This window comes from Chloroflexota bacterium (assembly GCA_026389585.1).
GTDB lineage: Bacteria > Chloroflexota > Dehalococcoidia > UBA2247 > RBG-13-53-26 > JAPLHP01.
This window is the reverse complement of the sequence record JAPLHP010000087.1, coordinates 1-22,267: the sequence shown is the minus strand read 5'-3', so window position 1 is coordinate 22,267 and position 22,267 is coordinate 1. Positions and strand designations below refer to the sequence as shown.

The following is a 22,267-nucleotide window of genomic DNA, read 5'->3' as shown; positions in this document are numbered from 1 at the left end:
CCAAGCCAATCTACTCATGATCACCATACATAGCACAGCAATTCACCACCAAGATGCTGTTTCCATGCCTGCCGTCCAGTCATTACACCTTTTGGCGTAGAAAGCATAGCAATACCCAGACCTCCGTAGACGCGAGGTATCCCTGAAGATCCTACATAGACTCTAAGTCCAGGCTTGCTCACCCTTTTCAGTCCCATAATCATTGGCTGATTCTTATCACCATACCTGAGGCGAATCTTTATTGTACGCGTCGGTCTGCCCTTGAGCACTTCGTAATCATGAACAAATCCCTCTTCTTTAAGGATCTTGGCAATCGCCACCTTCACCTTGGACCAGGGCATCAAGACAAACTCATGCCTCACCATATTGGCATTCCTTATCCGTGTCAGCATATCTGCGATTGGATCAGTAGTCATTCTATCTCACCAACTTGATTTCTTGACTCCCGCGAGCTCCCCTTTGAGAGCCAATTCACGGAAGCAAATACGACACATCCCAAACTTACGCATATAGGCACGTGGCCTGCCACACAACCTACATCGATTATGCCCCTGCACCTTGTACTTAGGATCACGCTGCGATTTTAGAATCTTAGATAATTTCGCCACTTACTAACCTCTCATGAATGGCATCCCCAGAAGCTCCAAGAGACGCCTACCTTCCTCATCAGAACGAGCAGTAGTCACAATAGTGATTTCGAACCCCCTAGCCTTATCGACTTTGTCATAGTCAATCTCAGGAAAAACCAACTGATCTTTCATCCCTAGACTGTAATTGCCCTTTCCATCAAAGGAATTCCTTGAAACCCCTCGAAAATCCCTAATGCGAGGAAGAACAGCATTGAGTAACCTGTCCAAGAATTCATACATCCGTCTTCCGCGTAGCGTCACTTTCATACCTATAGGCATGCCAGCTCGCAGCTTAAAACTAGCGATAGACTTCCTGGCTCGTGTAATAATCGGATGTTGCCCCGAAATAATGGCCAGATCTCTCTCTGCACCTTCCAGAGCCTTCGGGTTTTGAGTTGCCTCTCCCAGACCAATATTAATCACAACCTTCTCTATCCGTGGTACACGCATGACACTACTATAGTTGAAATCCTTCATAAGAACAGGTACAACTTCACGGCTATATTTTTCTTTTAGTCTCGGTTGAGCATTATTTTCCACAGCTAATCAATCACCTCATGGCAAGAAGAGCAAGCACGAACTCTCTTGCCCTCCAGAAAGCGAGAACCCACCCGCGTCGGGCGGTTACACTTGTTACAGACTAACATTACCTTGGACACATGAAGAGTAGCTTCTCTCTCAATGATACCAGCCTGCCTTGTAGCAGCCCGGGCTTTCGCATGTTTCTTAATCATGTTAATACCTTCCACTACCAAGCGATCCTCGCCCGGATAGGCAAACCGCACCTTACCCTTCTTCCCCTTATCCTTACCACTGATAACAATGACGCTATCGTTCTTGCGAATCTTCATTTATCCCTACAATACCTCAGGCGCCAAGGAGATAATCTTAGTAAAATTCTTCTCCCTTAGCTCTCTAGCTACAGGTCCAAAGACACGGCTGCCCTTCGGATTGTTTTGTTCAGCCAGAATAACAGCCGCATTGTCATCAAATCTAATATATGAGCCATCGCGGCGGCGATAAGGTCTTGTAGTTCGCACAATGACCGCCTTTACCACGTCACCCTGTTTCACCAACCCCCTAGGCATCGCCTGTTTTACGGCTGCAACAATGACATCACCAAGGGTAGCATACCTCCGTCTTGTGCCTCCAGACACATGAATGCACATAATAGTTTTTGCTCCAGTATTATCGGCCACTCTAAGTCTACTATATGGCTGAATCATCAGGCTTAACCTCAACCGCCTCATTCTTGGATACTATCTCTACTACACGCCAATGCTTGGTCTTGGAAAGAGGGCGGCTCTCCATAATCCTCACCACATCCCCGATCTGGCAAGCATTGCTCTCATCATGAGCTTTCATTCTAATCCTGCGTCTGACAATCTTCTTATATGAGGGATCGGCTCTCCTCAACTCCACAGCTACCACAACTGTCTTATCCATTCTATTGACCAACACATACCCCACAAGAGTTTTCCGTCTTTTCTCCATTAACTAGCCCCGCTCACTTATTTGACTACAAGCCGTATATTCACACGACACCAAGGCAACTCCCCATTAACGTCTAGGACTGAACCAACTCTCTTTCCCGCAATACAGTTTTGATTCTGGCAATATTCTTTTTGGCCTTACGAACCTCACGATGGTTCACAAGCTGTTTCGTAGCCAAGCGAAAGCGCAAATTAAAAAGCTCCCGTTGAGCCTCCTCTAACTGCCCTGAGAGATCACCATCACTCAGAGCGCGAATCTCCTCCACCTTCACTCCGCCCCCTTAGTCACAAACTTAGTCTCAATGGGGAGCTTATGAGAGGCAAGACGCATTGCTTCCTTTGCTGCCTCCTCCTTCACTCCACCGATTTCAAAGATGATCCTGCCCGGCTTGACCACTGCCACCCAGTGATCCAAGCTGCCTTTACCACTGCCCATACGCACCTCTGCTGGTTTCTTGGTCAACGGCTTGTCGGGGAAAACGCGAACCCATAAAATGACTCCACGGCGAAGATGGTGGACAATAGCCCGACGTGCCGCCTCGATCTGCCTGGCGGTAAGCCAAGTACCTTCCAAGGCCTGAAGTCCAAAATCCCCAAAAACCAGGCTATTCCCTGCATGGGCTATCCCCCTGATCCTACCCCTGTGCACCATCCGGTGCTTTACCCTACTCGGCTGTAACATCTTTTCCTACCTCAATTGGTTGATCCACAACCGGCTTTTCTCGTTGCTTCGCAGGGGCCAACGTACCAGAGGGCTGAGGAGGTGGCATCTCTGGTTCCTCCACCTTTGGAAGGACATCGCCCTTGTATATCCAAACCTTTACTCCAACACGTCCTAATAATGTACGCGCCTCGACCAAACCGTAATCGATGTCAGCACGCAATGTATGTAGAGGCACTCGCCCTTCACGAAATGTCATTCTACGAGCGATCTCCGCACCACCAAGTCTCCCAGAGCAAATTACCTTCACCCCTTTAGCACCGGCCTGCATCGTACGAGAAATCGCCCTTTTTATGGCCCTGCGGTACGATATCTGACGCTCCATTTGGGTCGCCACACTCTTGGCTACAAGGTAAGCATCCAGTTCCGGCTCTCTAACTTCATGTATGTTCAGACGAATCTTTCTACCACAAAGGGCTTCCAGCGAACCCCTTAACTCATTTACCCTTTGCCCTCCACGCCCAATAACAATGCCTGGTTTGGCAGCATGAACAGTCACCACTACTTCATTCGCCCAACGCTCAATTTCTACCCTAGAGACACCCGCCTCATCTGTCTTTGCCATAACTAGCTTACGGATACGAAAGTCTTCTCGCACAAATTCAGTATAGTGCTTCTCAGAATACCACCTTGAACGCCAATCAGTGGTAATACCAAGCCTGAACCCAGTAGGATGAACCTTATGTCCCAACTACTCCTCCGTATCTACAATAGCCGTAATATGACTCGAGTGTCTGAGTATAGGGCTTACCCGCCCTCGAGCCTGGGCACGAATTCTTTTTAGGGTTGCCCCTTGATCAACAAAGAGCCTCACGACCTTAAGCTCAGATGGTGTCATTTGAAAGTTATTCTCAGCATTAGCAGAAGCCGATTTGATTACCTTGGCTATCGCCCTAGCTGACGGAGTTGGAGACAACTTAAGTACAGCTAAGGCCTCATCCACCTTCTTTCCACGCACTGTTGCCGCCAACAAGGCTAGTTTCTGAGGCGATATGCCAACATGTTTAGCTACTGCCTTGACTTCCATCGTGACCTCTAAACCACTTTCTCCGACCTACCCACATGCCCCCTGAAGGTCCGAGTAGGGGCAAACTCGCCCAGCCTGTGCCCCACCATATTCTCGGTTATGAAGATAGGTACATGTCTTCTTCCATCGTGGACAGCAATAGTATGCCCCACCATTTCAGGCACAATAGTTGAGGCTCGCGCCCACGTCTTTATCACCACTTTCTCTTTCCCCAAATCAACAGCTTCTACCTTCTTCATCAGCTTGGCATCAACAAACGGACCCTTTTTTACCGATCTTCCCATTTCCCTATTTCTCTCTCCGTTTGACAATCATCCTATCGCTTACTTTGTTCCTGCGAGTCTTGTAGCCCAAGGCTGGTTTCCCCCAAGGAGTCTTCGGATTCATACCTCTAGGATTTCTACCCTCACCCCCACCATGTGGGTGATCACGCGGGCTCATTACTGCTCCTCGCACCTCAGGTCGCCTGCCCATCCATCTCTTGCGACCAGCCTTACCCAACTTCACATTCTGATGATCTACATTGCCCACTTGTCCAACCGTAGCTATACAAACACTCAGAATCTTACGCACTTCACCAGAAGGCAACTTCACCAAGCTATAGCCATCATCACGCCCAATAACCTGAGCAGAGGTCCCGGCACTGCGCACTATCTGCCCACCCTTGCCATGCTGTAATTCAATGTTGTGAATCATGACACCTACGGGAATCTGCCCCAATGGTAGAGCATTTCCTAGCTTCACCTCAGTATCAGGACCCGAGGTAACAATGTGTCCCACCATCAATCCGAGTGGGGCAAGGATATAACGCTTCTCTCCATCGGCATACTGAACCAATGCAATATAAGCTGAGCGGTTGGGGTCATATTCAATAGCTAATACCTCAGCAGATATCCCAATCTTGTCCCGCTTGAAATCGATAATCCGTAGCATCCGCTTGGCACCACCACCTCTATGTCTAACTGTTACCCTGCCTTGATTGTTACGGCCAGCCTTCCTTTTCAGCGGCAAGAGCAGGGATTTCTCTGGCTCCTTCTTGGTAATTTCCTCAAAGGTCGGCCCGATCTGACCTCGCCTGCCCGGGGATGTCGGTTTATATACCCTAAGCGCCATTTCTAAACACCCTCAAAAAACTCAATCTTCTGCCCTGCCTTGATGGTAACCAAAGCCTTTTTCCATGAAGAGGCCTTCACCTGACGTCTTCCCATCCTTCTTGTCTTACCAGGGACAGTGATTACATTTACATCCTCAACATTCACCTTAAAAGCCTTCTCCACTGCCTCTTTGATTTGATGCTTGTTGGATCCATCAGCCACCTCAAAGGCATACTTATTATGCTCCTGAAGAGCAGTAATCTTTTCGGTAATTAAAGGACGACGCAATACCTGATATAGATGCATTTTCCTATCCAACCTGGGTATCCGTTCTGCCACCTATTAACAGTTTCTCCAAATGGCGCAACCCCTCTACGGTAATTACTAAAAATTTATAGGAAAGGACATCTACCACATTAAGCAATCCGGCCGGTAGCGTCTTCGTTCCCGCCAAATTGCGTGCTGACAAGATTACATCCGACTCCGGCCCAAGAGTAGCAATGAGAACCGATGAATCAACGCCCAGTGCCTTTAATATTCGACCCATCTCCATCGCTTTGGGTTGACTCATCTGGAATCGGTCTATTATTACCATCTCACCTGAAGAAGCCTTTGCTGAAAGTACACATTTCAGCGCCAAACGGCGCATCTTCTTAGGCATCCTTTGCCTATAACTTCTAGGGTGAGGGCCAAAAACTATACCACCACCCCTGAGGAGAGGTGAGCGTATACTACCTCGGCGAGCACGACCCGTATGCTTCTGGCGATAGAGCTTTCTGGTGCTCCCAGACACCAAACCCCTCGTCTTGGTATCCGCTGTTCCTTGTCGAGCATTGGCCAATTGCCTCACCATAGCCTGATGCACCAAGCCTTCATTGAAAGGTTGCGCAAAAACGCTATCTTCAATCTGCACCTGTTCAACAACCCGACCTTCAACGTTATGGACTGGGAACTGCATCTCTACCTTCTCTTCTTGGCCAACTTCCTGCTCGTAATCAACAATAGCCCACCCACAGCACCAGGTACTGCACCATTTACCAAGATAAGATTGCGTCCTGCGTCAGCCTGCACCACCTCTAGATTGCGGATAATTACCCTATTGCTCCCCATATGCCCGGCCATACGCGTGCCCTTGTACACCCGGCCAGGAGAAGTGGTACCACCAACTGAACCAGGGGCACGGTGCCGGTCTGACTGACCATGTGTTTTGGGCCCCCCTCGAAAGTGATATCGTTTCACCCCGCCTGCAAAACCTTTGCCTTTTGATATCCCTCTTATATCAACTCTCTCGCCTTTTTCAAATATACCAGCGTTCAGACTCTGGCCTACCTCAAACGCAGCGCCTTCATCAACCGTAATCTCCCTAAGATATCTCAGTTGACGACCTGCTCCCTTAAGATGCCCCTTCATTGGAGAATTGAGGCGCTTGGCCTCACCAAAACCGAGTTGTACTGCACTATAGCCATCCTTAGCTTGGGTTTTCACTTGAGAAACAACACAAGGACCAGCTTCAATAGCAGTAACTGCCTCCAGGCTCCCGCCTTCATCAAACATTTGTGTCATGCCCAACTTGCGACCTAGAATGCCCTTAATCGCTGTCGCCATTATCTTCCCACCCAAAGAACTCCCTGATAAAGCCCCATACCGCTTTTCTTAATGGCTCCATTACCTTCCTTCATCGTCATCGACAACCCAGATCCCCTGTCCCTCTTTTGCCCAGCAGTATCCACCCTACAGCTTTATCTCCACATCTACCCCCGCGGGAAGGTTGAGCCGGGTTAGAGCCTCGATCGTTTTTGGGGTAGGGTCAATAATATCTATAAGACGCCTGTGAGTCCTGATCTCAAATTGCTCTCTAGAGTCTTTATCAATAAAGGGAGATCGGATAACACAGAATTTCTGAATGTGCGTTGGCAAAGGAACTGGCCCTGCCACTCGGGCTCCAGTCTGCTCCGCTGTCTCCGTGATCTGAACCGCGGACTGATCAAGCACCTTATGGTCAAAAGACTTCAACTTAATTCGGATCTTCTGCTTCGGCACGTTAAACTACCCTTCCCTTGGCTTTAGGAATAATCTGATCCACCAAACCCGAGGGTACCTCTTGATAACGATGAAATTCCATGGAGTGAGTTGATTTACCCTTGCTCAAGGACCGGATTACGGTGGCGTAGCCAAAAGTCTCCCCCAAGGATATGAAACAATGAATAACCCTCATATCTCCCAGGGCTTCGATGCCATCAATTCGCGCTCTTCTAGCATTAAGATCTCCCAGGATATCACCCAGGAACTGCTCCGGAGTAAACACTTCCAGTTTCATAATGGGCTCAAGAATCACAGGTTTAGCTCGGCGCACTCCCTCCTTAAAAGCCATTGATCCGGCCATCTTGAAAGCAATTTCGGAGGAATCCACATCATGAAAACTACCATCACGAAGTGTCACTTTGACATCAACTACAGGATAGTTAGCCAACACCCCTCTCTGCAAGGCTTCCTTCACGCCAGCTTCAACTGCCGGGATGAATTCCCTGGGTATAGCGCCAGCCTTGATCTTGTTGAAAAAGGCAAAACCGCTACCCCTCTCGCCGGGCTCCAGTCCGAGCACCACGCAACCGTACTGCCCATGCCCACCAAACTGTCTGATGAATCTTCCCTCTGCCTCCACCGACTCGGTGATAGTCTCCTTATATGCCACCTGCGGCTTGCCTGTCTTTGACTCCACTCTAAACTCGCGACGCATGCGCTCCAACAGAACTTCCAAATGAAGCTCACCCATTCCGGATATGATGGTCTGGCCAGTTTCTTCATCATAATGTGTTTCGAAAGTAGGATCTTCTTCCATCAACTTCTGGAGGGCCTCCCCTATCCTGTCCTGATCAGCTTTAGTCTTCGCCTCAATAGCAACCGATATCACCGGCATAGGAAAACGAATATTCTCAAGAATGACAGGGGCACCGGGATCGCACAGTGTGTCACCTGTGAGGGTATTCTTCAAACCTATCGCTGCAACAATCCCGCCAGCACAGGCCTCATTTACGTCTTCTCTATGATTCGCATGCATTAGGAGCAATCTACCAAGGCGCTCTTTCTGATCCCTGGTAGCATTGAACAATCTTGCTCCGGATTCCGCCTTGCCTGAATAAACCCTGAGATACACCAGCCTGCCAACAAAGGGATCAGTAACCACCTTAAAGGCAAGGGCTGAGAAAGGTGCCTCTATATCCGCTGGGCGTGTAGCCATCGCTCCAGTTTCAGGATCAGTGCCCTCAACCGCTGGCACATCTAAAGGTGAAGGAAGATAATCCACTACACTATCAAGAAGTGGCTGAATCCCCTTGTTCCACAAAGCACTGCCACAAAGAACAGGAACAACCCTATTAGCTAGAGTTGCCCTACGCAAGGCCTCCTTGATATCTAAAGCCGCGATGCTGCGCCCCTCCAAATAAGCCCCCATCAACTGATCATCCTCTTCAGCCAACCTCTCCACCAATAACTCTCGCTGCTCTTTGGCTCTCTCTAGATAGTCTTGAGGAATATCCATCTCCATGGGCAGAGAATTGATATCTTCCGGGAAGATACAGGCCCTGTTTTCTACCAGATCAATAATCCCCTCAAAGGACTTCTCCTCACCCAAAGGTAACTGAACAGTCACCACTTTGGAACCGAGGATCTTGCCTATCATGGCCACAGTCCGATGGAAATTAGCACCCACACGATCCATCTTATTGATAAAACAGATTCTGGGAACATGGTACCTATCCGCTTGGCGCCACACCGTCTCTGACTGAGGTTGCACACCTGCAACAGCATCAAAAACCACCACTCCACCATCAAGCACCCGCAGACTGCGTTCCACCTCGGCAGTGAAATCCACATGCCCAGGCGTATCGATGATATTAATGCAATGCTCCAGCCAGTGGCAGGTAGTAGCCGCAGCAGTAATAGTGATTCCCCGCTCACGTTCCTGATCCATCCAGTCCATTACTGCCGTTCCTTCATCCACCCCCCCGATCTTGTAGGTACGCCCCGTGCAATAGAGAAACCTTTCGGTGACGGTAGTCTTACCGGCATCTATGTGAGCAATTATCCCAATATTTCTCACATGGGATAGGGGAAACACCTGGGGCATCTCCCGCGCCTTTGCCTTAACTATACCTGATTCAGCCATATCAATCGTTCGAGAACGCTGTTTGGTAGTAACCAACTTCTCTACCACCTGAAGTGTGCAAATGCTCTGTTCGCATCTGCCATCTTATGAGTATCCTCACGCCTCTTGACCGCCACTCCCTGCCCATGACAAGCATCTACAATCTCAGCAGTAAGCTTCTCTGCCATTGACTTACCGCTTCGTGATCTGGACGCATCCAGCAGCCACCTTATCGCCATGGCCGTGCCACGGTCACCGCTCACCTCTACAGGCACCTGATAAGTTGCCCCAGCAACACGGCGGGCTTTCACTTGAAGGAGAGGGGTCGTATTCTTGATCGCCTGCTCCAAAACCTCGACAGGTGGTTTCTTTAGCTGTTCTGAAGCCATCTCAAGGGCGGTGTATATAATCCCCTCCGCTTTCCTCTTCTTGCCCCATTTCATCAACTTGTTTGTGAACCTAGATACCAACTGGCTACCATATTTGGTATCAGGCGGCGTCTTTCTCTTTGGTACTTTACCTTTTCTCGTCATCGTCTAGTCTCCAGACCACAAAAAAGACTCGGGCACTTTCTTCACCCACCCCTCAACAACCCAGGAAACCCTAGGCTCCAGAAGCTCCCGAGCCTTTTACCCGCTTTGCCCCATATCTACTGCGGCCCTGTCGGCGCTCAACCACGCCACCGGCATCCAGGGTGCCACGCACAATGTGGTAGCGTACTCCAGGCAAATCTTTTACACGACCGCCCCGAATCAGCACTACAGAGTGTTCCTGCAAATTATGCCCTTCACCAGGAATGTAGGCAGTGACCTCCATTCCATTGGTCAATCGCACCCTGGCAATCTTACGCAAGGCAGAATTTGGCTTCTTGGGGGTCATGGTCTTAACCTCGATACAAACGCCCCTCTTCTGCGGACAACCCTTGCTTCTTGTTACACGGCGCTTCAGCGAATTAAACCCAACGCGCAACGATGGACACTTCGTCCTCCGCAAGATCTTCTTCCGCCCATGTCTCACAAGTTGATTAACTGTAGGCATTTTATCTACGAAAAAACCCGAGGTTGTAATTTATCATCAACCACACTAAAAGTCAAGATAAACCGCGACTGATTTGGCAGCGAACAATAAACACTAACCATCCAAACACAACCCCAGTATTATATACTAGGCTTCAGAATAAGTCCACTTTTGGGAAGAGCAATCCATGAATATCCTTATTAGGCTGCTTTCTCAATCATGTCTATTCAAGGGAATTAAGAGGAATAAGGAACACAGCGTCCTGCAAACAAGAAGGCAGTGGAAACATTAAGACAATTAGAGGAGACAACTAAAGTGAAACCGAGAGAAAGCTATAAGATGCCTACGAACCTCGATTTTCATGGTAAGTGATAAGCTGGGCAATAGCCTGAGCGGCTCTGCCAATCGAGGGATAGGCCGGGAACCCTGCCTCAAGACACAGCCCTGTACTTCAGTAGCTATCTTCTCAGCCTCTAATATACCAGCTGTGAACAGGCCGGCGTTCGATGCCTATTCTCCTATGATCTGAACGACTACCTCCCTTGATCGGGGACGGTTATCAAAATCCACATAGACAATCTGCTGCCAAGTTCCCAAAGTCATCTTCTTGTTGATAAAGGGTACGGTGAGAGAGGCACTGAGAAGCGAGGCACGCATGTGCGAGTGGCCATTACCATCTCCCCAAGCACGGTTATGCTGGTAGTCCATACCAACAGGAGCCACCCTATCCCACATTTCCTTGAAGTCAGACAATAGCCCGGATTCAAACTCAATCGTGGCAATTCCTGCGGTTGATCCAACCGCAAAGACAGTTACGATTCCACTCCCGATAGGTGAACCATCAACTTCTTTTGCTACCTGTCCAGTTATGTCAATAATCTCACAATTACCATTGGGCTTGATCCTTATCCGCCTGCCCTCCACCACTTGGCATCACCTCCTCTACCAGATAATATCATTCAGATCGAACACGGGCCCATCCTGACATACCTGTCGCAGCCCATTCCCAGTCTTTATGGTACAGCCGTAACATGCTCCCACCCCACAACCCATCACCATCTCCAGAGAGACCTGGAGCGGCCTTGATATCAAGCACTCATTGGCTAACATAGACTGGTACATGGAGACTGGCCCGCACGCAAAGAGCTGGTCAGTCTGCTTGGCAAGATCACCAATAATGTCAGTCACCATGCCTCTTGCCCCTTCCGAGCCATCCTCAGTAGCTGTGATAAGGTTGATCGATGGTGACAGCAGATATCTGGGGTAAAGAGAGGAGGCATCCTGAGCTCCCACGAGAAGCGTGACCGAGCATCCCTGGCTAAGAGCTCTATCTGCCAGAAAGATCAAAGGCGCGATACCAATTCCACCACCTATCAGAAGAAGCCTGCGAGAAGCAGACTGAATAGAAAAGCCATTGCCCAGAGGTCCCACAAGGTCAAGGCAATCTCCCCTCTGGCATCGAGAAAGCCACGATGTGCCTCGGCCCACGACACTCAAAAGCAATGCAATTTTACCTGAGCCGTCAGTCTGATGAATGCTCAATGGCCGCCGCAATAAAGGATCGTGGCTGTCCCCACACCGTACCATAACGAATTGCCCGGGACGTGCAATCCTGGCAATTTCCGGCGCTTCCAACCAGACAAGATGGATCCGAGGCATTATCTCACTATTAGACACGACGATGGCGGTTACCTGTTTCATCTTCTCAAGTATTCTCTCAGCAGCTGCATAACAAGAGCCCGATTGGTGCTTGCCAGGATTCCCCCTCCCTATGAGAGTTCTCGCTGATACTCCTGAAGAGACTTGGGATGAATCTCTTGTTTCCTCACAGCCTCTATACCTTCAGCGCTGGCTTGAGCAGCTGCCATTGAAGTTATATACGGCACCTTATACTGGATTGCCGTTTTGCGAATATAGCTATCATCATACTTGCTGCTCCGACCGGCTGGTGTATTGATCACGAGATGAATATCCTTATTCTTGATTGAATCTGCAATGTTCGGCCTACCTTCTTGCAGTTTCTTCGCTTGAGTATTAGGTATGCCATGCTCTGTCAGAAGAGCACCTGTTCCTTCGGTAGCATAGATCCGAAATCCCAGTTCCTTGATTTTCCGGGCTATCGGAGGCAGCTCCGGCTTGTCCTTGTCCGCTATAGTCAACAGAACATTCCCTTCCACAGGGAGTCTGGCACCAGCAGCTTCAGCAGCCTTGTAGAAAGCAAGTCCAAAGGTATCAGCAATCCCCATTACCTCTCCCGTGGATTTCATCTCTGGACCCAGTACAGGGTCTACCTCTGGAAACATATTGAAGGGGAAAACCGCCTCTTTGACTCCTACGTAAGGAAGTGTGCGTTTCCTCAGCTCAGGAAAGTCCTTCAGTTTCTTGCCCATTACCAGGTAGGTGGCAATACGCGCAATAGGAATTCCGGTCACCTTCGATACGAACGGCACGGTACGAGAAGCTCTCGGATTAGCCTCCAGAATATGAACCACATCATCACATATAGCGTACTGTATATTGATGAGCCCCACTGCCCTCAAGTCCCTGACTATCTTCGCCGTGTATTCCTCAATGGTTCTCAAGTGTTCTTCTTTGATTGTCCTCGAAGGAATAACACAGGCAGCATCTCCTGAATGGACTCCGGCCAGCTCGATATGCTCCATGACAGCAACAACAAAGGTGTGCTCTCCATCACAGAGGGCATCCACTTCGGTCTCAATGGCATGTTCCAGGAACCTATCGATAAGCATGGGGTATTCAGGGCTGACCTGAATAGCTTCCTCAGCGTGTCTCTTGAGTTCATCCCCATCGTAGATGACTTTCATGCCCCGACCGCCAAGCACAAAGGACGGCCGCACCATGAGGGGGTAACCAATCATATTGGCGATGGCCACGGCTTCTTTCAAAGAACGCGCGGTACCACTCTCCGGCTGGGGTATATTGAGAGCGATAATCCTTTCCCTAAAGCGCTCTCTGTCTTCAGCCAGACCAATGCTCTCAGGAGTGGTCCCAAGAACATTCACACCACTGTCCTTCAGCTCCTGAGCGATATTCAGTGGAGTTTGCCCGCCGAATTGGACTATAACACCCACTGGTCTTTCCTTTTCATAGATGTTCAAAACATCCTCAGTAGTCAGCGGCTCGAAATAGAGCTTATCGGAAGTATCATAGTCAGTGGAAACTGTCTCGGGATTGCAGTTGACCATGATAGATTCATATCCTTCATCCCTCAAAGCAAAGGCAGCATGAACACAGGTGTAATCGAACTCAATCCCCTGGCCTATCCTGTTAGGGCCACCACCTAATATCATCACCTTCTTATTCGGCGACACCGGGCTCTCATCTTCAGCAATATACGTTGAGTAATAGTAGGCTGCGTTCTTAACGCCACTGACAGGAACAGCAGCAAACCGTGCGTGTTTTCCGATGGCAATTCTTCTCTGCCTGACTTCCTTCTCCTTCACGCCGAAAAGGCCCGCCAGGTACAGATCTGAGAAACCCCACTCCTTTGCCTGAGCCAGTTCTCCATCAGGCAAATCACGCCATTTATACTTGATCAACTCCTCTTCAAACTCGACCAGCTCTTTCATCTGGCCAATGAACCAGCGGCCAATATAGGTCAACTTGTATAGCTCTTCAACAGACATGCCTTTGCGGAGAGCTTCGTACATCAGAAAGATGCGCTCGCTCGAAGGCACTGCCAGCTTCATCCGTAATGTCTCCAGGGGAAGCTTCTTGAAATCCTTAGCACCGCCGAGGCCATACCTCTTGATTTCTAAAGAACGGATGGATTTATGGAAAGATTCCTTGAAGGTCTTTCCTATACTCATTACCTCACCCACCGCTTTCATCTGAGTGCCTATAACGTCCTTAGCTTGAGGAAACTTCTCAAAGGCCCAGCGAGCGAACTTAGAAACCACATAATCACCACTTGGTTTGTACTTTTCCAGCGTCCCCTCTTTCCAGTAAGGAATCTCATCCATAGTTATGCCGGTGGCCAGTTTCGTTGAGATGCGAGCAATCGGGAAACCAGTCGCCTTGGATGCCAGGGCAGACGAACGGGAGGTGCGGGGGTTGATCTCAATGACCACCAGCCTGTCATCTTCGAGATTGTGAGCAAACTGGATGTTAGTCCCCCCTATAACCCCAATGGCATCTACAATCCTGTAGGAAAGCTCCTGCATCCGCTCTTGCAGGGATTCCGGGATGGTGAGCATGGGGGCAACGCAGAAGCTGTCGCCAGTATGCACGCCCATGGCATCAACGTTTTCGATAAAGCACACGGTGATCTTCTGATTCTTCTGGTCCCTTACAACTTCAAGCTCAAGCTCCTGCCATCCGAAAACTGACTGCTCGACCAGAACCTGATTGATGAGGCTGGCAGCAAGACCTCTAGCAACAATAGTTCTCAGCTCTTCTACGTTGTAGGCAATTCCTCCTCCAGTTCCACCCAGTGTGTACGCCGGCCGTAGAACCACAGGATATCCCAGCCTTGCAGCTATCTGTTCAGCCTCCCCCACAGAATAACAGGGGTCAGACTTAGGAACAGAAATACCTAGTTTGCCCATCATCTCCTTGAAAATAATGCGGTCTTCACCCCGCTCAATAGCGTCAGCCTTGACACCGATAACCTCGACCCCGTACTTATCCAATACTCCAGCCTTGTCAAGACTGGCAGCGAGATTGAGTCCGGTTTGCCCCCCCAGATTGGGAAGCAGCGCATCCGGCCTTTCTCTCTCAATGATCTTGGCCACGCTCTCCATCGTCAGTGGTTCAATATAGGTTCTATCAGCCATGCCCGGGTCGGTCATAATGGTCGCCGGATTAGAGTTGACCAATACTATTTCATATCCTTCTTCCCTCAAGGCTTTGCAGGCCTGGGTGCCTGAATAGTCAAATTCACACCCCTGCCCGATGATGATAGGACCTGATCCTATTATGAGAACCTTTCTAATGTCATTCCGACGCGGCACAAATACCTCCCTTACTCACAATCTAAACACTGTCCCAATAATGACTATAGTACCAAGAGATATCTCCCGGCACTAGTATTGCCTTATTGTCCAACCTTCGCTTTTGCCCCTATCGACTCCATACCAATCCGAGCATTAACTCTTTAATGCCTCAATGCTGATACGCATATCCTTGTATACGATCTCCCCTCCAACCACTGTCACCATCACCTTGCCTTTGAGCAAAGATCCAGCCCAAGGGTTATTCTTCCCCTTGGAAACGAAGCGAGCAGGATCGACCACCCATTCGAAATCCGGATCGAAGATAGTCACATTTCCCGGTGCTCCCACTCGGAGCGTGCTCAGACCATCTGGAACCGGGTAACCATAGGGGGTTACAGATGAGCTACTCATCCCGCACAGGATTCCTGCTGGCCCGGCAGTGAGCCTAGCAATAAGAGTTGTTAAATCCAGCTTGCTCTGATGCACCAGAGTAAGCAGGACAGCCAAAGCTGTCTCCAGCCCGCTGATGCCGAAGGCTGCCGAGTTGAAATCACCAGACTTGTCATGAGCAGCATGGGGCGCATGATCAGTGGCAATAGCATCTATAACACCATCTCTCACCCCCTGGATCAGTGCCTCCACATCCTGGTTAGTCCGCAGTGGAGGATTAACCTTGGCGCTGGTGTCATAGCCGATGACTTTCTCTTCAGTGAGCGTCAAATGGTGAGGGGTGACTTCAGCAGTAACATCAATGTGATTCTCCCTGGCACGGCTAATAAGCCCGACAGAACCAGCGGTGCTCACATGAGCAACATGAACTCTGCCACCAGTGAGCCGTGCAAGTTCAATATCCCGGGCAATCATAGTCTCCTCTGCTGCCGTTGGCATTCCTTTCAATCCCAGCTTGGCAGATACCAGACCCTCATTCATCACGCCACCAGCAGTCAAGGAGGCATCTTCACAATGATCGATGATTGGCAAATCAAGAAGACGACTACGCTCTAAAGCAAGACGCATAAGCTGCGAACTTGAAACCGGTTTGCCATCGTCACTAAAGGCAACCACCCCTGCCTTGGCCAAATCCTTCATGTCAACAAGCTCTTCACCTCGCTGCCCCCTGGTGATACACCCAATCGGAAGAACCCGAACCACCCCCTCCGTATTCGCCTTACTTGCAACGTACTCCACTGTGGCTGGAGTGTCGATGGGCGGAGAGGTATTGGGCATACAACAAATGGTGGTAAAACCTCCCCGCGCAGCCGCCTTTGTCCCAGTAGCTATAGTCTCCTTTTCCTCAAACCCCGGCTCCCGAAGATGGCAGTGGAGATCAATAAAGCCAGGAGAGACGACCATCCCTCTGGCAGCTAAAACAATGCATTCTGGTTGATCAGGAGCTCGGCCGCTTTCGCCAATCCAGGCGATTCTGCCTCCCACCATGAGCAAATCGCCAACCTTATCTATGCTCCCGCCAGGGTCAATGATGCGACCACCGCTGATGAGCACAGCAATACCCCTCACCACTCACCCCAAATCCTGAATTTAACTGCCTGCATACCTACCTGGCTTGAACCCCCGGGCCTGGGCTTCATTCTCTGAATCGAAGATAATCAGGTTCTCTGGCTTTATCTTCCGAGCCAAGTGGCTATCAGCCCTATGATACCTCTTGCTCTCCACAGTCCTTTCATGCCACTCTGTGCTGGCCACATATCTCGGGAAGGTCTCATGTTCACAGTAGATACACGTCAGAGTCAATGGCTCGCGGCTTACAATCCTGAACTCAGGCTTGATGTACCTCTCCTCATTGACTGACACGCAGTTTCGGTTCTGGCATCGGACACCAAATCCACGATCATACACAGGATAGTCTAACTTTCGAACCAAAGCCGGCTCTTCTGCCCTGAGAATATCAACCTTCCTTGCTCCCAGCAGAAGGCTTATCAGAGCCATCCTGACGGGCACTCCTCGGGCAGCCTGTTTGAAGTACATGCTTCTTCTGTCAGTATCCAATTCATGGGCAAGCTCATCAATACGTGGCAGCGGGTGCATAACAAGTGTTTCCTTGAACACCTTTTCCTCAAGTAGCTTCTTGTCCACTATCGGATAGCCCTTCTTTACATCATCCCCGCCTGCCACAGAATCATGCCTTTCTCTTTGAAATCTGGTGACATAAATGGCATCAACCCCCTTTTCCAGCTCAACCTGGATGCTGATATCAGGCATCATAGCCAGTTGATGAGGGATAGTCGGCGTCACATATATGGCATCCAGAGAAAAGAGCCCCCCCTTTCCCACCTGATCGGCAGCCTCAGGTCTTCGCAACTCACCCCCATACTCGGTGGTCAACTTCCGGACGACATGGTCTGGCATCTCAAGGCCCGGAGCAGGACGGAAGAGAATAGTAGCACCAAACCTCGCCAAAGCACAGGCAAGGGAATGTACTGTCCTCCCGTATTTCAGATCGCCCCAGAGGGCAATCTTCAAGCCCTTGATAGCCTTTCTCTCCTTCTTGATGGTGTAGAGGTCTAACAAGGTCTGGGTGGGATGTTCATGCCCTCCATCGCCGGCATTGATCACAGGCACACCAGCATAGTCTGCCACTACTCTGGCCGAACCCTCCCAGGGGTGTCTGATGACGATGATATCGGCATAACTTCCCACCACCCTGGCCATATCGGCAATGCTTTCGCCCTTGGCAAGGGAGGTGGCGCCTATATCCACTGCAGTGATGACATGTCCTCCAAGTCTAAGCATGGCAGCCTCGAAAGACAGGCGTGTCCTGGTACTCGGTTCGAAGAAGAGACTAGCCATGATCTTCCCCTGGCATACACTGGACTGCTCATTCATTGAGCCAGCCATCTCGTCGGCCAAAGAAAAGACTGACTCAATCTCTTCGTTGGATAGATCATCCATGGCCACCAGGCTTCTATTTGCTAGACTCATGGCAATTCCTCCAATCCGGAAGACTTTCCAGAAATCCTCTTCCCAACAGGCTGTACACCAGCCCGATTCACAATCACAACCTCATCCCTGCCATCAACTTCTTGCAGCCTCACCTCTATCTCCTCCTTCATTGATGTAGGAACGTTTTTACCAACGTAATCGGGCCGAATGGGCAGCTCACGATGCCCACGGTCAACAAGAACCGCCAACTGAATACGTTGGGGACGTCCGAAGTCGATGATGGCGTCCATAGCAGCACGAATGCTCCTGCCGGTATAAATGACGTCATCTACCAACACAACACGCTTGCCAGCAACATCACCTGGAATGTCACTGGGCCGAATCATGGGAGGCGATTCGAGGAAGGAAAGGTCATCTCGGTACGGGCCAATATCTAACGCTCCCACGGATATGTTCACCTTCTCAATTTCCTTTACAGATGCAGCTATCCGCGTAGCCAAGGGCACCCCTCTGGTATATACGCCGATGAAAACGAGATCCTCACAGCCATGGTTTCTCTCAATAACCTCATGGGCAATGCGCGTCAGAGCTCGCCGCATCTCCTCAGCAGACATAATCACTTTCTCAGGCATATAAAAAACCTCTTGCCAGGCTGGCAAGAGGTTTTCAGTCTAGTTGCCCCGACATTGCCTAGAGTTTGAGGGCTACAACCCTATATCCCTTGCCAGCCTCGCTGGACTGGCTTAAAGGCCCAGTTTTTAAACTTTGACTAACCCACCTTGAGAGTCAGCACCCCTTCTGAGATGCCCCTACTTTCCAAGATTGTTGTAATGGTAGCATATCCTCAACCCCATGGCAACTGGCCTTTGAGACTAATGTCCAGGACTATTCACGATACTTCAACTTGGCGAACAGCATAGCACTTACAAGCACCAGTGATATGGCGTTCCACATGATGACTGGCACAAGATGTCGCTCAATCCCCCACAGGAGCCAGCAGATACCTCCCACCAGGAAAAGCATGCTGAAAGACAAGCTTATCTCACGGGCACTCTTGAGTTTGTAGAGACGCCACACTTGAGGAATGAAGGCCAAAGTTATAAAAGCACCCGCAATGAACCCCAAAATGTCCGTCCAATCCAATTTCAACCTCCGACCTCACGGCGCTATTTTCTATCGACAACGGATGTTACTCTTCGCCAGCACAACATGATAAGGAGGTTATTATACCATGCAACAGGCACAGATCCCTTCAGAATGGTACGCTATCATTTTGAGCTTCAATTTGGGGAATGTAAACCGATCCCAAACCTGAATCTGGCTTGACAGTCAAGTGGTACGTGGATATCATGGCTAACACAGGCAGAGGAAGGGGGCCAAGAATTAGCCCCCTCAAGAGTTTGAAGAACTAAATCCTGAAAAACAGAAGCCAGTTATCAACAAAAAAGGGGGGGCTATGAAGGCACTGGTTACTGGAAGTACCGGATGCGTGGGAAGTGGTCTGGTGGAACGTCTCATAGAAAAAGGCTATGAGGTCCGCGCCCTGTCCCGCAAGACATCCGATCTCACTCACCTCAAGGCCAGCGGCGTAGAGATCGTTTTCGGTGATGTCCAAGACTATGAGAGTCTGCTACCTGCTGTTAAAGGGATCGACATAGTATTCCACGCAGCAGCCAAGGTTACACCCGGCTGGGGAACCTGGCAGGAGTTCGAGGCCACAACTGTTAAGGGCACGGAGAATCTACTAAAGGCCAGTGCTCAAGAAAAAGTCCCCCGTTTTCTACAAGTAAGCTCCTACACTGTTTACGGTGATGCCTGTTTCAAGGGAGACATTCCGGCTGACGAGACCACACCCTGTGCCGCATGTTTTAGCCCCGATACCTATTACGACTACGCCAAATTGCTGGCTGAACAGGCTTGCTGGGAGCACCACAGACAAGGCAAGATTAAAGTCTCGATGATCAGAATAGGCGCAGCCTACGGCCCCAGAGATAGACTCCTTGCCGACCGGATTTACCGCTATGTGTCCTTCCCCATCGTATTGTGGCCAGGAAGGGTCAATCCCCGATACGCTGTCGTATATGTGTCTGACATAGCTGACCTAGCCATTCTCGCAGCCACCAGTGACAAGGCCATAGGCCAGGTTTACAATGTAGCTCCCCTTGAACCAGTCAGGCTTAAAGAGTTCACTAAGGCTATGATACGGGCCCAGGGCGGCAGAAGAATCCATGGAACCATGCCGTACTCTGTTGCCTATGTCTGGTGCTGCCTCATGGAGGGGATAGCAACGCTGCGGCGGGCAAAAGAGATGCCCTTCCTGAATCGCTATAGCATCGATATCATGCGCACCGAGTGTCTTCTAGACGGCTCCAAGGCCCAGAGAGAACTGGCATGGGAGCCCAAGGTCTCAATAGATGAGGGCACCAAGCACTATGTTGAGTGGCGCCGGGCTCACGACAAAAAGAAGTAATCTGCCTGATGAGCCCAAGGAAGTAAACTACAGAGGTAGCCATCACCAGACAACTATAAGAAGCCCTGTTTCAGGGTAATAAGAGCCTTGTTCACCCTTTCCGCAGCATCAGGAGCCTCGGACTCAATAGCACTGGCAGCTCGTTGTACCTCCTCTTGAACCTCCGGAGGCAAGCTCCCATAAATGCTAAAGAATGACCTCCGCCTCCGCTCCCGGCAGAACTGCAACCGCTCCACGGGCCGCATTGACAGGTATCTGGATATGGTATCCAGCATGGCCTGCTTGTCCTGAGGCAGCTGACCCTCCACCTCCCACAACAGGTTAGCCATCTGATCGCTGGCCAGATAGGAATGGCAATCAAGGTTCTCGATGAAAAGACCGATTTCGCTGACCACCTCATCCTCATTCAGCATTTGGAAGTCCCCGCAGATCATTTGTTCATACAGAGGAGATCCCTTCCTCGCCGCCAGACTCCTCAATCTGATAAAATGAGGGCCTATTTCATTCAGCACCCGCGCCGACTCCATGGCATGCCTTTCTGACCATTTCTTCCCTCCCAGGCCAGGCATAACATACTCCGAGAGTGATATGCCTGACTCCACCACAACACGCCCTCCTTTGATTTGCTCCGCAGCAGTGACACCCTTCCCCATATATCCCAACACCTCGTCAGCCCCAGATTCCAGACCAACATGCAGGCGGGAGAGCCCAACTTCGTGCAGTTCCTTCAATTCCTCTGGCGATCTCCTGGACAAGGTCTTTGCCCTCGCATATGAGGTGATCCGCTCAATGCTGGGAAAGCTCTCCCTGAGATACTTCAATACCTCAATCAGCTCACGGGGCCTCATGATAAGAGTATCGGCATCCTGAAGGAAAACAGTGCGTCCGCCGGAGGCCAGCCAGTTGGCCACGTTGACCAAGCTGTTTATCCGCAACTCTACCCCATCGGCATCAGATGAATCGCTACCATAGAACTCGGGGTTGCCGTTTATTAAAGCGCTCAGAACAACCCTGTCAATCTTCCCACCCATTCCCAGTTGCCACGAAGCCGTCTTCAGTTCTGCAGCCAAAGCCCGAGCTGCATCAACATCTTCTTTGATTTCAGCTACGCCGCGATACTGAAACTTCTGCCCTTTGTAGACATTGCAGAAATGGCATCTATTCCAGGGACAGTTGCGTGTCGCCCTGATAAGCAGCGAGTGGTCACGGCCCTCGCTGGGCGGCCTGATTGGACCGAGCTCAAACCACCACCGCTTTGCCTTGGAATTATCAATGCGGTAGCGGCCAGATACTGCACCACTGTCATAATCGACCACAATTACGCCTCTATTGCCCAACCGAATAGCCTGAGCATCACACTCCGATCCTCAGCAAAAACATACCACACCCAATTGCCACCCAAAATCAATAATAGCCATCATCACACCACCAATGTCAAGCAACAGAGACCCACCAAAAAGACGCTAACCAAGCTGGGTGCACTGGAACTACTAGGAGGGTGGGTCACCACTCGGACAACGCGGATAAGTTAGGCACAAAACAACCGTTCGCTTGCGCCCAGCCTAGCTTTGGGCAAATACTCGTGACCCACCCTCCTAGGAGCCTGTCCGAGTAATAGGTTGGCCATGCCTAGAAGAAGTCAAAAATCAAGGTCGCCCACGCTCAGCATAGGTATTACCCGAATTCTACAGTTTGGGAGGGGAAAGGGCGATTCTGAACGGGAACCATCGTATGGGTCAGTTCCTTGGCACCACATTGGTGATAGGTGTGACCGGGGGTGGGACTGCCACTCCCACTGCCTGTAGCACCTTGCCGG

27 protein-coding genes and 1 pseudogene are annotated in these 22,267 nt (G+C 50.2%); 1 reads left to right on the top strand and 27 read right to left on the bottom strand.

What is annotated here, in order from left to right:
- Window positions 1-20: 20 nt before the first annotated feature.
- From rpsH to NTZ04_07935, 26 genes and pseudogenes are all read right to left on the bottom strand, one after another.
- Window positions 21-416, bottom strand: coding sequence for a 30S ribosomal protein S8 (gene rpsH / locus NTZ04_08060; protein ID MCX5992257.1), 396 nt, complete (start codon window positions 414-416; stop codon window positions 21-23).
- A gap of 6 nt (window positions 417-422) precedes the next feature.
- Window positions 423-608: a type Z 30S ribosomal protein S14 gene (locus NTZ04_08055; GenBank protein ID MCX5992256.1), complete on the bottom strand. Its 186-nt coding sequence runs from the start codon at window positions 606-608 to the stop codon at window positions 423-425.
- A 3-nt stretch (window positions 609-611) separates the two neighbouring features.
- Window positions 612-1,169: a 50S ribosomal protein L5 gene (gene rplE / locus NTZ04_08050; GenBank protein MCX5992255.1), complete on the bottom strand. Its 558-nt coding sequence runs from the start codon at window positions 1,167-1,169 to the stop codon at window positions 612-614.
- A gap of 2 nt (window positions 1,170-1,171) precedes the next feature.
- Window positions 1,172-1,480 (bottom strand): 50S ribosomal protein L24, encoded by a 309-nt coding sequence (rplX, locus tag NTZ04_08045; GenBank protein ID MCX5992254.1) that lies wholly within the window; start codon window positions 1,478-1,480, stop codon window positions 1,172-1,174.
- A 6-nt stretch (window positions 1,481-1,486) separates the two neighbouring features.
- The gene (rplN, locus tag NTZ04_08040) at window positions 1,487-1,855 is read right to left on the bottom strand and encodes a 50S ribosomal protein L14 (GenBank protein MCX5992253.1); all 369 of its coding nucleotides are present in this window, start codon (window positions 1,853-1,855) and stop codon (window positions 1,487-1,489) included.
- A complete protein-coding gene (gene rpsQ, locus NTZ04_08035; GenBank protein MCX5992252.1) occupies window positions 1,839-2,123 on the bottom strand; it encodes a 30S ribosomal protein S17 in 285 nt (94 codons plus the stop codon). Before rpsQ ends, rplN begins: the two co-directional genes overlap by 17 nt.
- Window positions 2,124-2,196: 73 nt before the next feature.
- Entirely contained in the window at window positions 2,197-2,394 is a 198-nt protein-coding gene (gene rpmC / locus NTZ04_08030; protein ID MCX5992251.1) for a 50S ribosomal protein L29, read from the bottom strand.
- Entirely contained in the window at window positions 2,391-2,804 is a 414-nt protein-coding gene (gene rplP, locus NTZ04_08025; protein ID MCX5992250.1) for a 50S ribosomal protein L16, read from the bottom strand. The genes rpmC and rplP overlap by 4 nt, the downstream gene beginning before the upstream one ends.
- A 94-nt stretch (window positions 2,805-2,898) precedes the next feature.
- Window positions 2,899-3,534: pseudogene (gene rpsC, locus NTZ04_08020) on the bottom strand (30S ribosomal protein S3).
- Entirely contained in the window at window positions 3,535-3,870 is a 336-nt protein-coding gene (gene rplV, locus NTZ04_08015) for a 50S ribosomal protein L22 (GenBank protein MCX5992249.1), read from the bottom strand. It abuts the pseudogene before it with no gap.
- Window positions 3,871-3,878: 8 nt separating this feature from the next.
- The gene (rpsS, locus tag NTZ04_08010; GenBank protein MCX5992248.1) at window positions 3,879-4,154 is read right to left on the bottom strand and encodes a 30S ribosomal protein S19; all 276 of its coding nucleotides are present in this window, start codon (window positions 4,152-4,154) and stop codon (window positions 3,879-3,881) included.
- 4 nt (window positions 4,155-4,158) lie between these two features.
- On the bottom strand, window positions 4,159-4,983 hold the full coding sequence (gene rplB / locus NTZ04_08005) for a 50S ribosomal protein L2 (GenBank protein MCX5992247.1): 825 nt from the start codon (window positions 4,981-4,983) through the stop codon (window positions 4,159-4,161).
- Window positions 4,984-4,985: 2 nt separating this feature from the next.
- Window positions 4,986-5,270 (bottom strand): 50S ribosomal protein L23, encoded by a 285-nt coding sequence (gene rplW / locus NTZ04_08000; GenBank protein MCX5992246.1) that lies wholly within the window; start codon window positions 5,268-5,270, stop codon window positions 4,986-4,988.
- Between the two features lie 4 nt (window positions 5,271-5,274).
- Window positions 5,275-5,922, bottom strand: coding sequence for a 50S ribosomal protein L4 (rplD, locus tag NTZ04_07995; GenBank protein MCX5992245.1), 648 nt, complete (start codon window positions 5,920-5,922; stop codon window positions 5,275-5,277).
- A gap of 2 nt (window positions 5,923-5,924) precedes the next feature.
- A complete protein-coding gene (gene rplC, locus NTZ04_07990; GenBank protein ID MCX5992244.1) occupies window positions 5,925-6,569 on the bottom strand; it encodes a 50S ribosomal protein L3 in 645 nt (214 codons plus the stop codon).
- 126 nt (window positions 6,570-6,695) lie between these two features.
- On the bottom strand, window positions 6,696-7,004 hold the full coding sequence (rpsJ, locus tag NTZ04_07985) for a 30S ribosomal protein S10 (protein MCX5992243.1): 309 nt from the start codon (window positions 7,002-7,004) through the stop codon (window positions 6,696-6,698).
- Between the two features lies 1 nt (window position 7,005).
- Window positions 7,006-9,090: an elongation factor G gene (gene fusA / locus NTZ04_07980; protein MCX5992242.1), complete on the bottom strand. Its 2,085-nt coding sequence runs from the start codon at window positions 9,088-9,090 to the stop codon at window positions 7,006-7,008.
- Between the two features lie 80 nt (window positions 9,091-9,170).
- Window positions 9,171-9,641: a 30S ribosomal protein S7 gene (gene rpsG / locus NTZ04_07975; GenBank protein ID MCX5992241.1), complete on the bottom strand. Its 471-nt coding sequence runs from the start codon at window positions 9,639-9,641 to the stop codon at window positions 9,171-9,173.
- Window positions 9,642-9,711: 70 nt separating this feature from the next.
- Entirely contained in the window at window positions 9,712-10,146 is a 435-nt protein-coding gene (gene rpsL, locus NTZ04_07970; GenBank protein ID MCX5992240.1) for a 30S ribosomal protein S12, read from the bottom strand.
- Window positions 10,147-10,635: 489 nt separating this feature from the next.
- Complete coding sequence (locus NTZ04_07965; GenBank protein MCX5992239.1) at window positions 10,636-11,052, bottom strand: secondary thiamine-phosphate synthase enzyme YjbQ; 417 nt, start codon at window positions 11,050-11,052, stop codon at window positions 10,636-10,638.
- Between the two features lie 15 nt (window positions 11,053-11,067).
- Window positions 11,068-11,826 carry a dihydroorotate dehydrogenase electron transfer subunit gene (locus tag NTZ04_07960; GenBank protein ID MCX5992238.1) on the bottom strand — a complete coding sequence of 253 codons (759 nt, stop codon included), beginning with the start codon at window positions 11,824-11,826 and terminating at the stop codon, window positions 11,068-11,070.
- A 68-nt stretch (window positions 11,827-11,894) separates the two neighbouring features.
- Window positions 11,895-15,098, bottom strand: coding sequence for a carbamoyl-phosphate synthase large subunit (gene carB / locus NTZ04_07955; GenBank protein MCX5992237.1), 3,204 nt, complete (start codon window positions 15,096-15,098; stop codon window positions 11,895-11,897).
- 135 nt (window positions 15,099-15,233) lie between these two features.
- Entirely contained in the window at window positions 15,234-16,589 is a 1,356-nt protein-coding gene (locus NTZ04_07950) for a dihydroorotase (GenBank protein ID MCX5992236.1), read from the bottom strand.
- 30 nt (window positions 16,590-16,619) lie between these two features.
- Window positions 16,620-18,020, bottom strand: coding sequence for an aspartate carbamoyltransferase (gene pyrB, locus NTZ04_07945; GenBank protein ID MCX5992235.1), 1,401 nt, complete (start codon window positions 18,018-18,020; stop codon window positions 16,620-16,622).
- Window positions 18,017-18,613: a bifunctional pyr operon transcriptional regulator/uracil phosphoribosyltransferase PyrR gene (gene pyrR, locus NTZ04_07940; protein MCX5992234.1), complete on the bottom strand. Its 597-nt coding sequence runs from the start codon at window positions 18,611-18,613 to the stop codon at window positions 18,017-18,019. Before pyrR ends, pyrB begins: the two co-directional genes overlap by 4 nt.
- 253 nt (window positions 18,614-18,866) lie before the next feature.
- Window positions 18,867-19,124 (bottom strand): PQ-loop domain-containing transporter, encoded by a 258-nt coding sequence (locus NTZ04_07935; GenBank protein ID MCX5992233.1) that lies wholly within the window; start codon window positions 19,122-19,124, stop codon window positions 18,867-18,869.
- 313 nt (window positions 19,125-19,437) lie between these two features.
- Between NTZ04_07935 and NTZ04_07930 the strand changes: the two genes are divergently transcribed.
- On the top strand, window positions 19,438-20,451 hold the full coding sequence (locus tag NTZ04_07930; protein MCX5992232.1) for an NAD-dependent epimerase/dehydratase family protein: 1,014 nt from the start codon (window positions 19,438-19,440) through the stop codon (window positions 20,449-20,451).
- Between the two features lie 53 nt (window positions 20,452-20,504).
- Here the strand turns inward: NTZ04_07930 and NTZ04_07925 are convergent, their stop codons facing one another.
- A complete protein-coding gene (locus NTZ04_07925; protein ID MCX5992231.1) occupies window positions 20,505-21,788 on the bottom strand; it encodes a radical SAM protein in 1,284 nt (427 codons plus the stop codon).
- Window positions 21,789-22,267: the final 479 nt, after the last annotated feature.

What these genes read in the sequence shown, in the direction of transcription:
- rpsH (MCX5992257.1), bottom strand. Translation starts at nt 416, where the DNA reads ATGACTACTGATCCAATCGCAGATATGCTGACACGGATAAGGAATGCC.
- rplX (MCX5992254.1), bottom strand. Translation starts at nt 1,480, where the DNA reads ATGAAGATTCGCAAGAACGATAGCGTCATTGTTATCAGTGGTAAGGAT.
- rplN (MCX5992253.1), bottom strand. Translation starts at nt 1,855, where the DNA reads ATGATTCAGCCATATAGTAGACTTAGAGTGGCCGATAATACTGGAGCA.
- rpsQ (MCX5992252.1), bottom strand. Translation starts at nt 2,123, where the DNA reads ATGGAGAAAAGACGGAAAACTCTTGTGGGGTATGTGTTGGTCAATAGA.
- rplP (MCX5992250.1), bottom strand. Translation starts at nt 2,804, where the DNA reads ATGTTACAGCCGAGTAGGGTAAAGCACCGGATGGTGCACAGGGGTAGG.
- rplV (MCX5992249.1), bottom strand. Translation starts at nt 3,870, where the DNA reads ATGGAAGTCAAGGCAGTAGCTAAACATGTTGGCATATCGCCTCAGAAA.
- rpsS (MCX5992248.1), bottom strand. Translation starts at nt 4,154, where the DNA reads ATGGGAAGATCGGTAAAAAAGGGTCCGTTTGTTGATGCCAAGCTGATG.
- rplB (MCX5992247.1), bottom strand. Translation starts at nt 4,983, where the DNA reads ATGGCGCTTAGGGTATATAAACCGACATCCCCGGGCAGGCGAGGTCAG.
- rplW (MCX5992246.1), bottom strand. Translation starts at nt 5,270, where the DNA reads ATGCATCTATATCAGGTATTGCGTCGTCCTTTAATTACCGAAAAGATT.
- rplD (MCX5992245.1), bottom strand. Translation starts at nt 5,922, where the DNA reads ATGCAGTTCCCAGTCCATAACGTTGAAGGTCGGGTTGTTGAACAGGTG.
- rplC (MCX5992244.1), bottom strand. Translation starts at nt 6,569, where the DNA reads ATGGCGACAGCGATTAAGGGCATTCTAGGTCGCAAGTTGGGCATGACA.
- fusA (MCX5992242.1), bottom strand. Translation starts at nt 9,090, where the DNA reads ATGCCCCAGGTGTTTCCCCTATCCCATGTGAGAAATATTGGGATAATT.
- rpsG (MCX5992241.1), bottom strand. Translation starts at nt 9,641, where the DNA reads ATGACGAGAAAAGGTAAAGTACCAAAGAGAAAGACGCCGCCTGATACC.
- rpsL (MCX5992240.1), bottom strand. Translation starts at nt 10,146, where the DNA reads ATGCCTACAGTTAATCAACTTGTGAGACATGGGCGGAAGAAGATCTTG.
- NTZ04_07960 (MCX5992238.1), bottom strand. Translation starts at nt 11,826, where the DNA reads ATGAAACAGGTAACCGCCATCGTCGTGTCTAATAGTGAGATAATGCCT.
- pyrB (MCX5992235.1), bottom strand. Translation starts at nt 18,020, where the DNA reads ATGAGTCTAGCAAATAGAAGCCTGGTGGCCATGGATGATCTATCCAAC.
- pyrR (MCX5992234.1), bottom strand. Translation starts at nt 18,613, where the DNA reads ATGCCTGAGAAAGTGATTATGTCTGCTGAGGAGATGCGGCGAGCTCTG.
- NTZ04_07930 (MCX5992232.1), top strand. Translation starts at nt 19,438, where the DNA reads ATGAAGGCACTGGTTACTGGAAGTACCGGATGCGTGGGAAGTGGTCTG.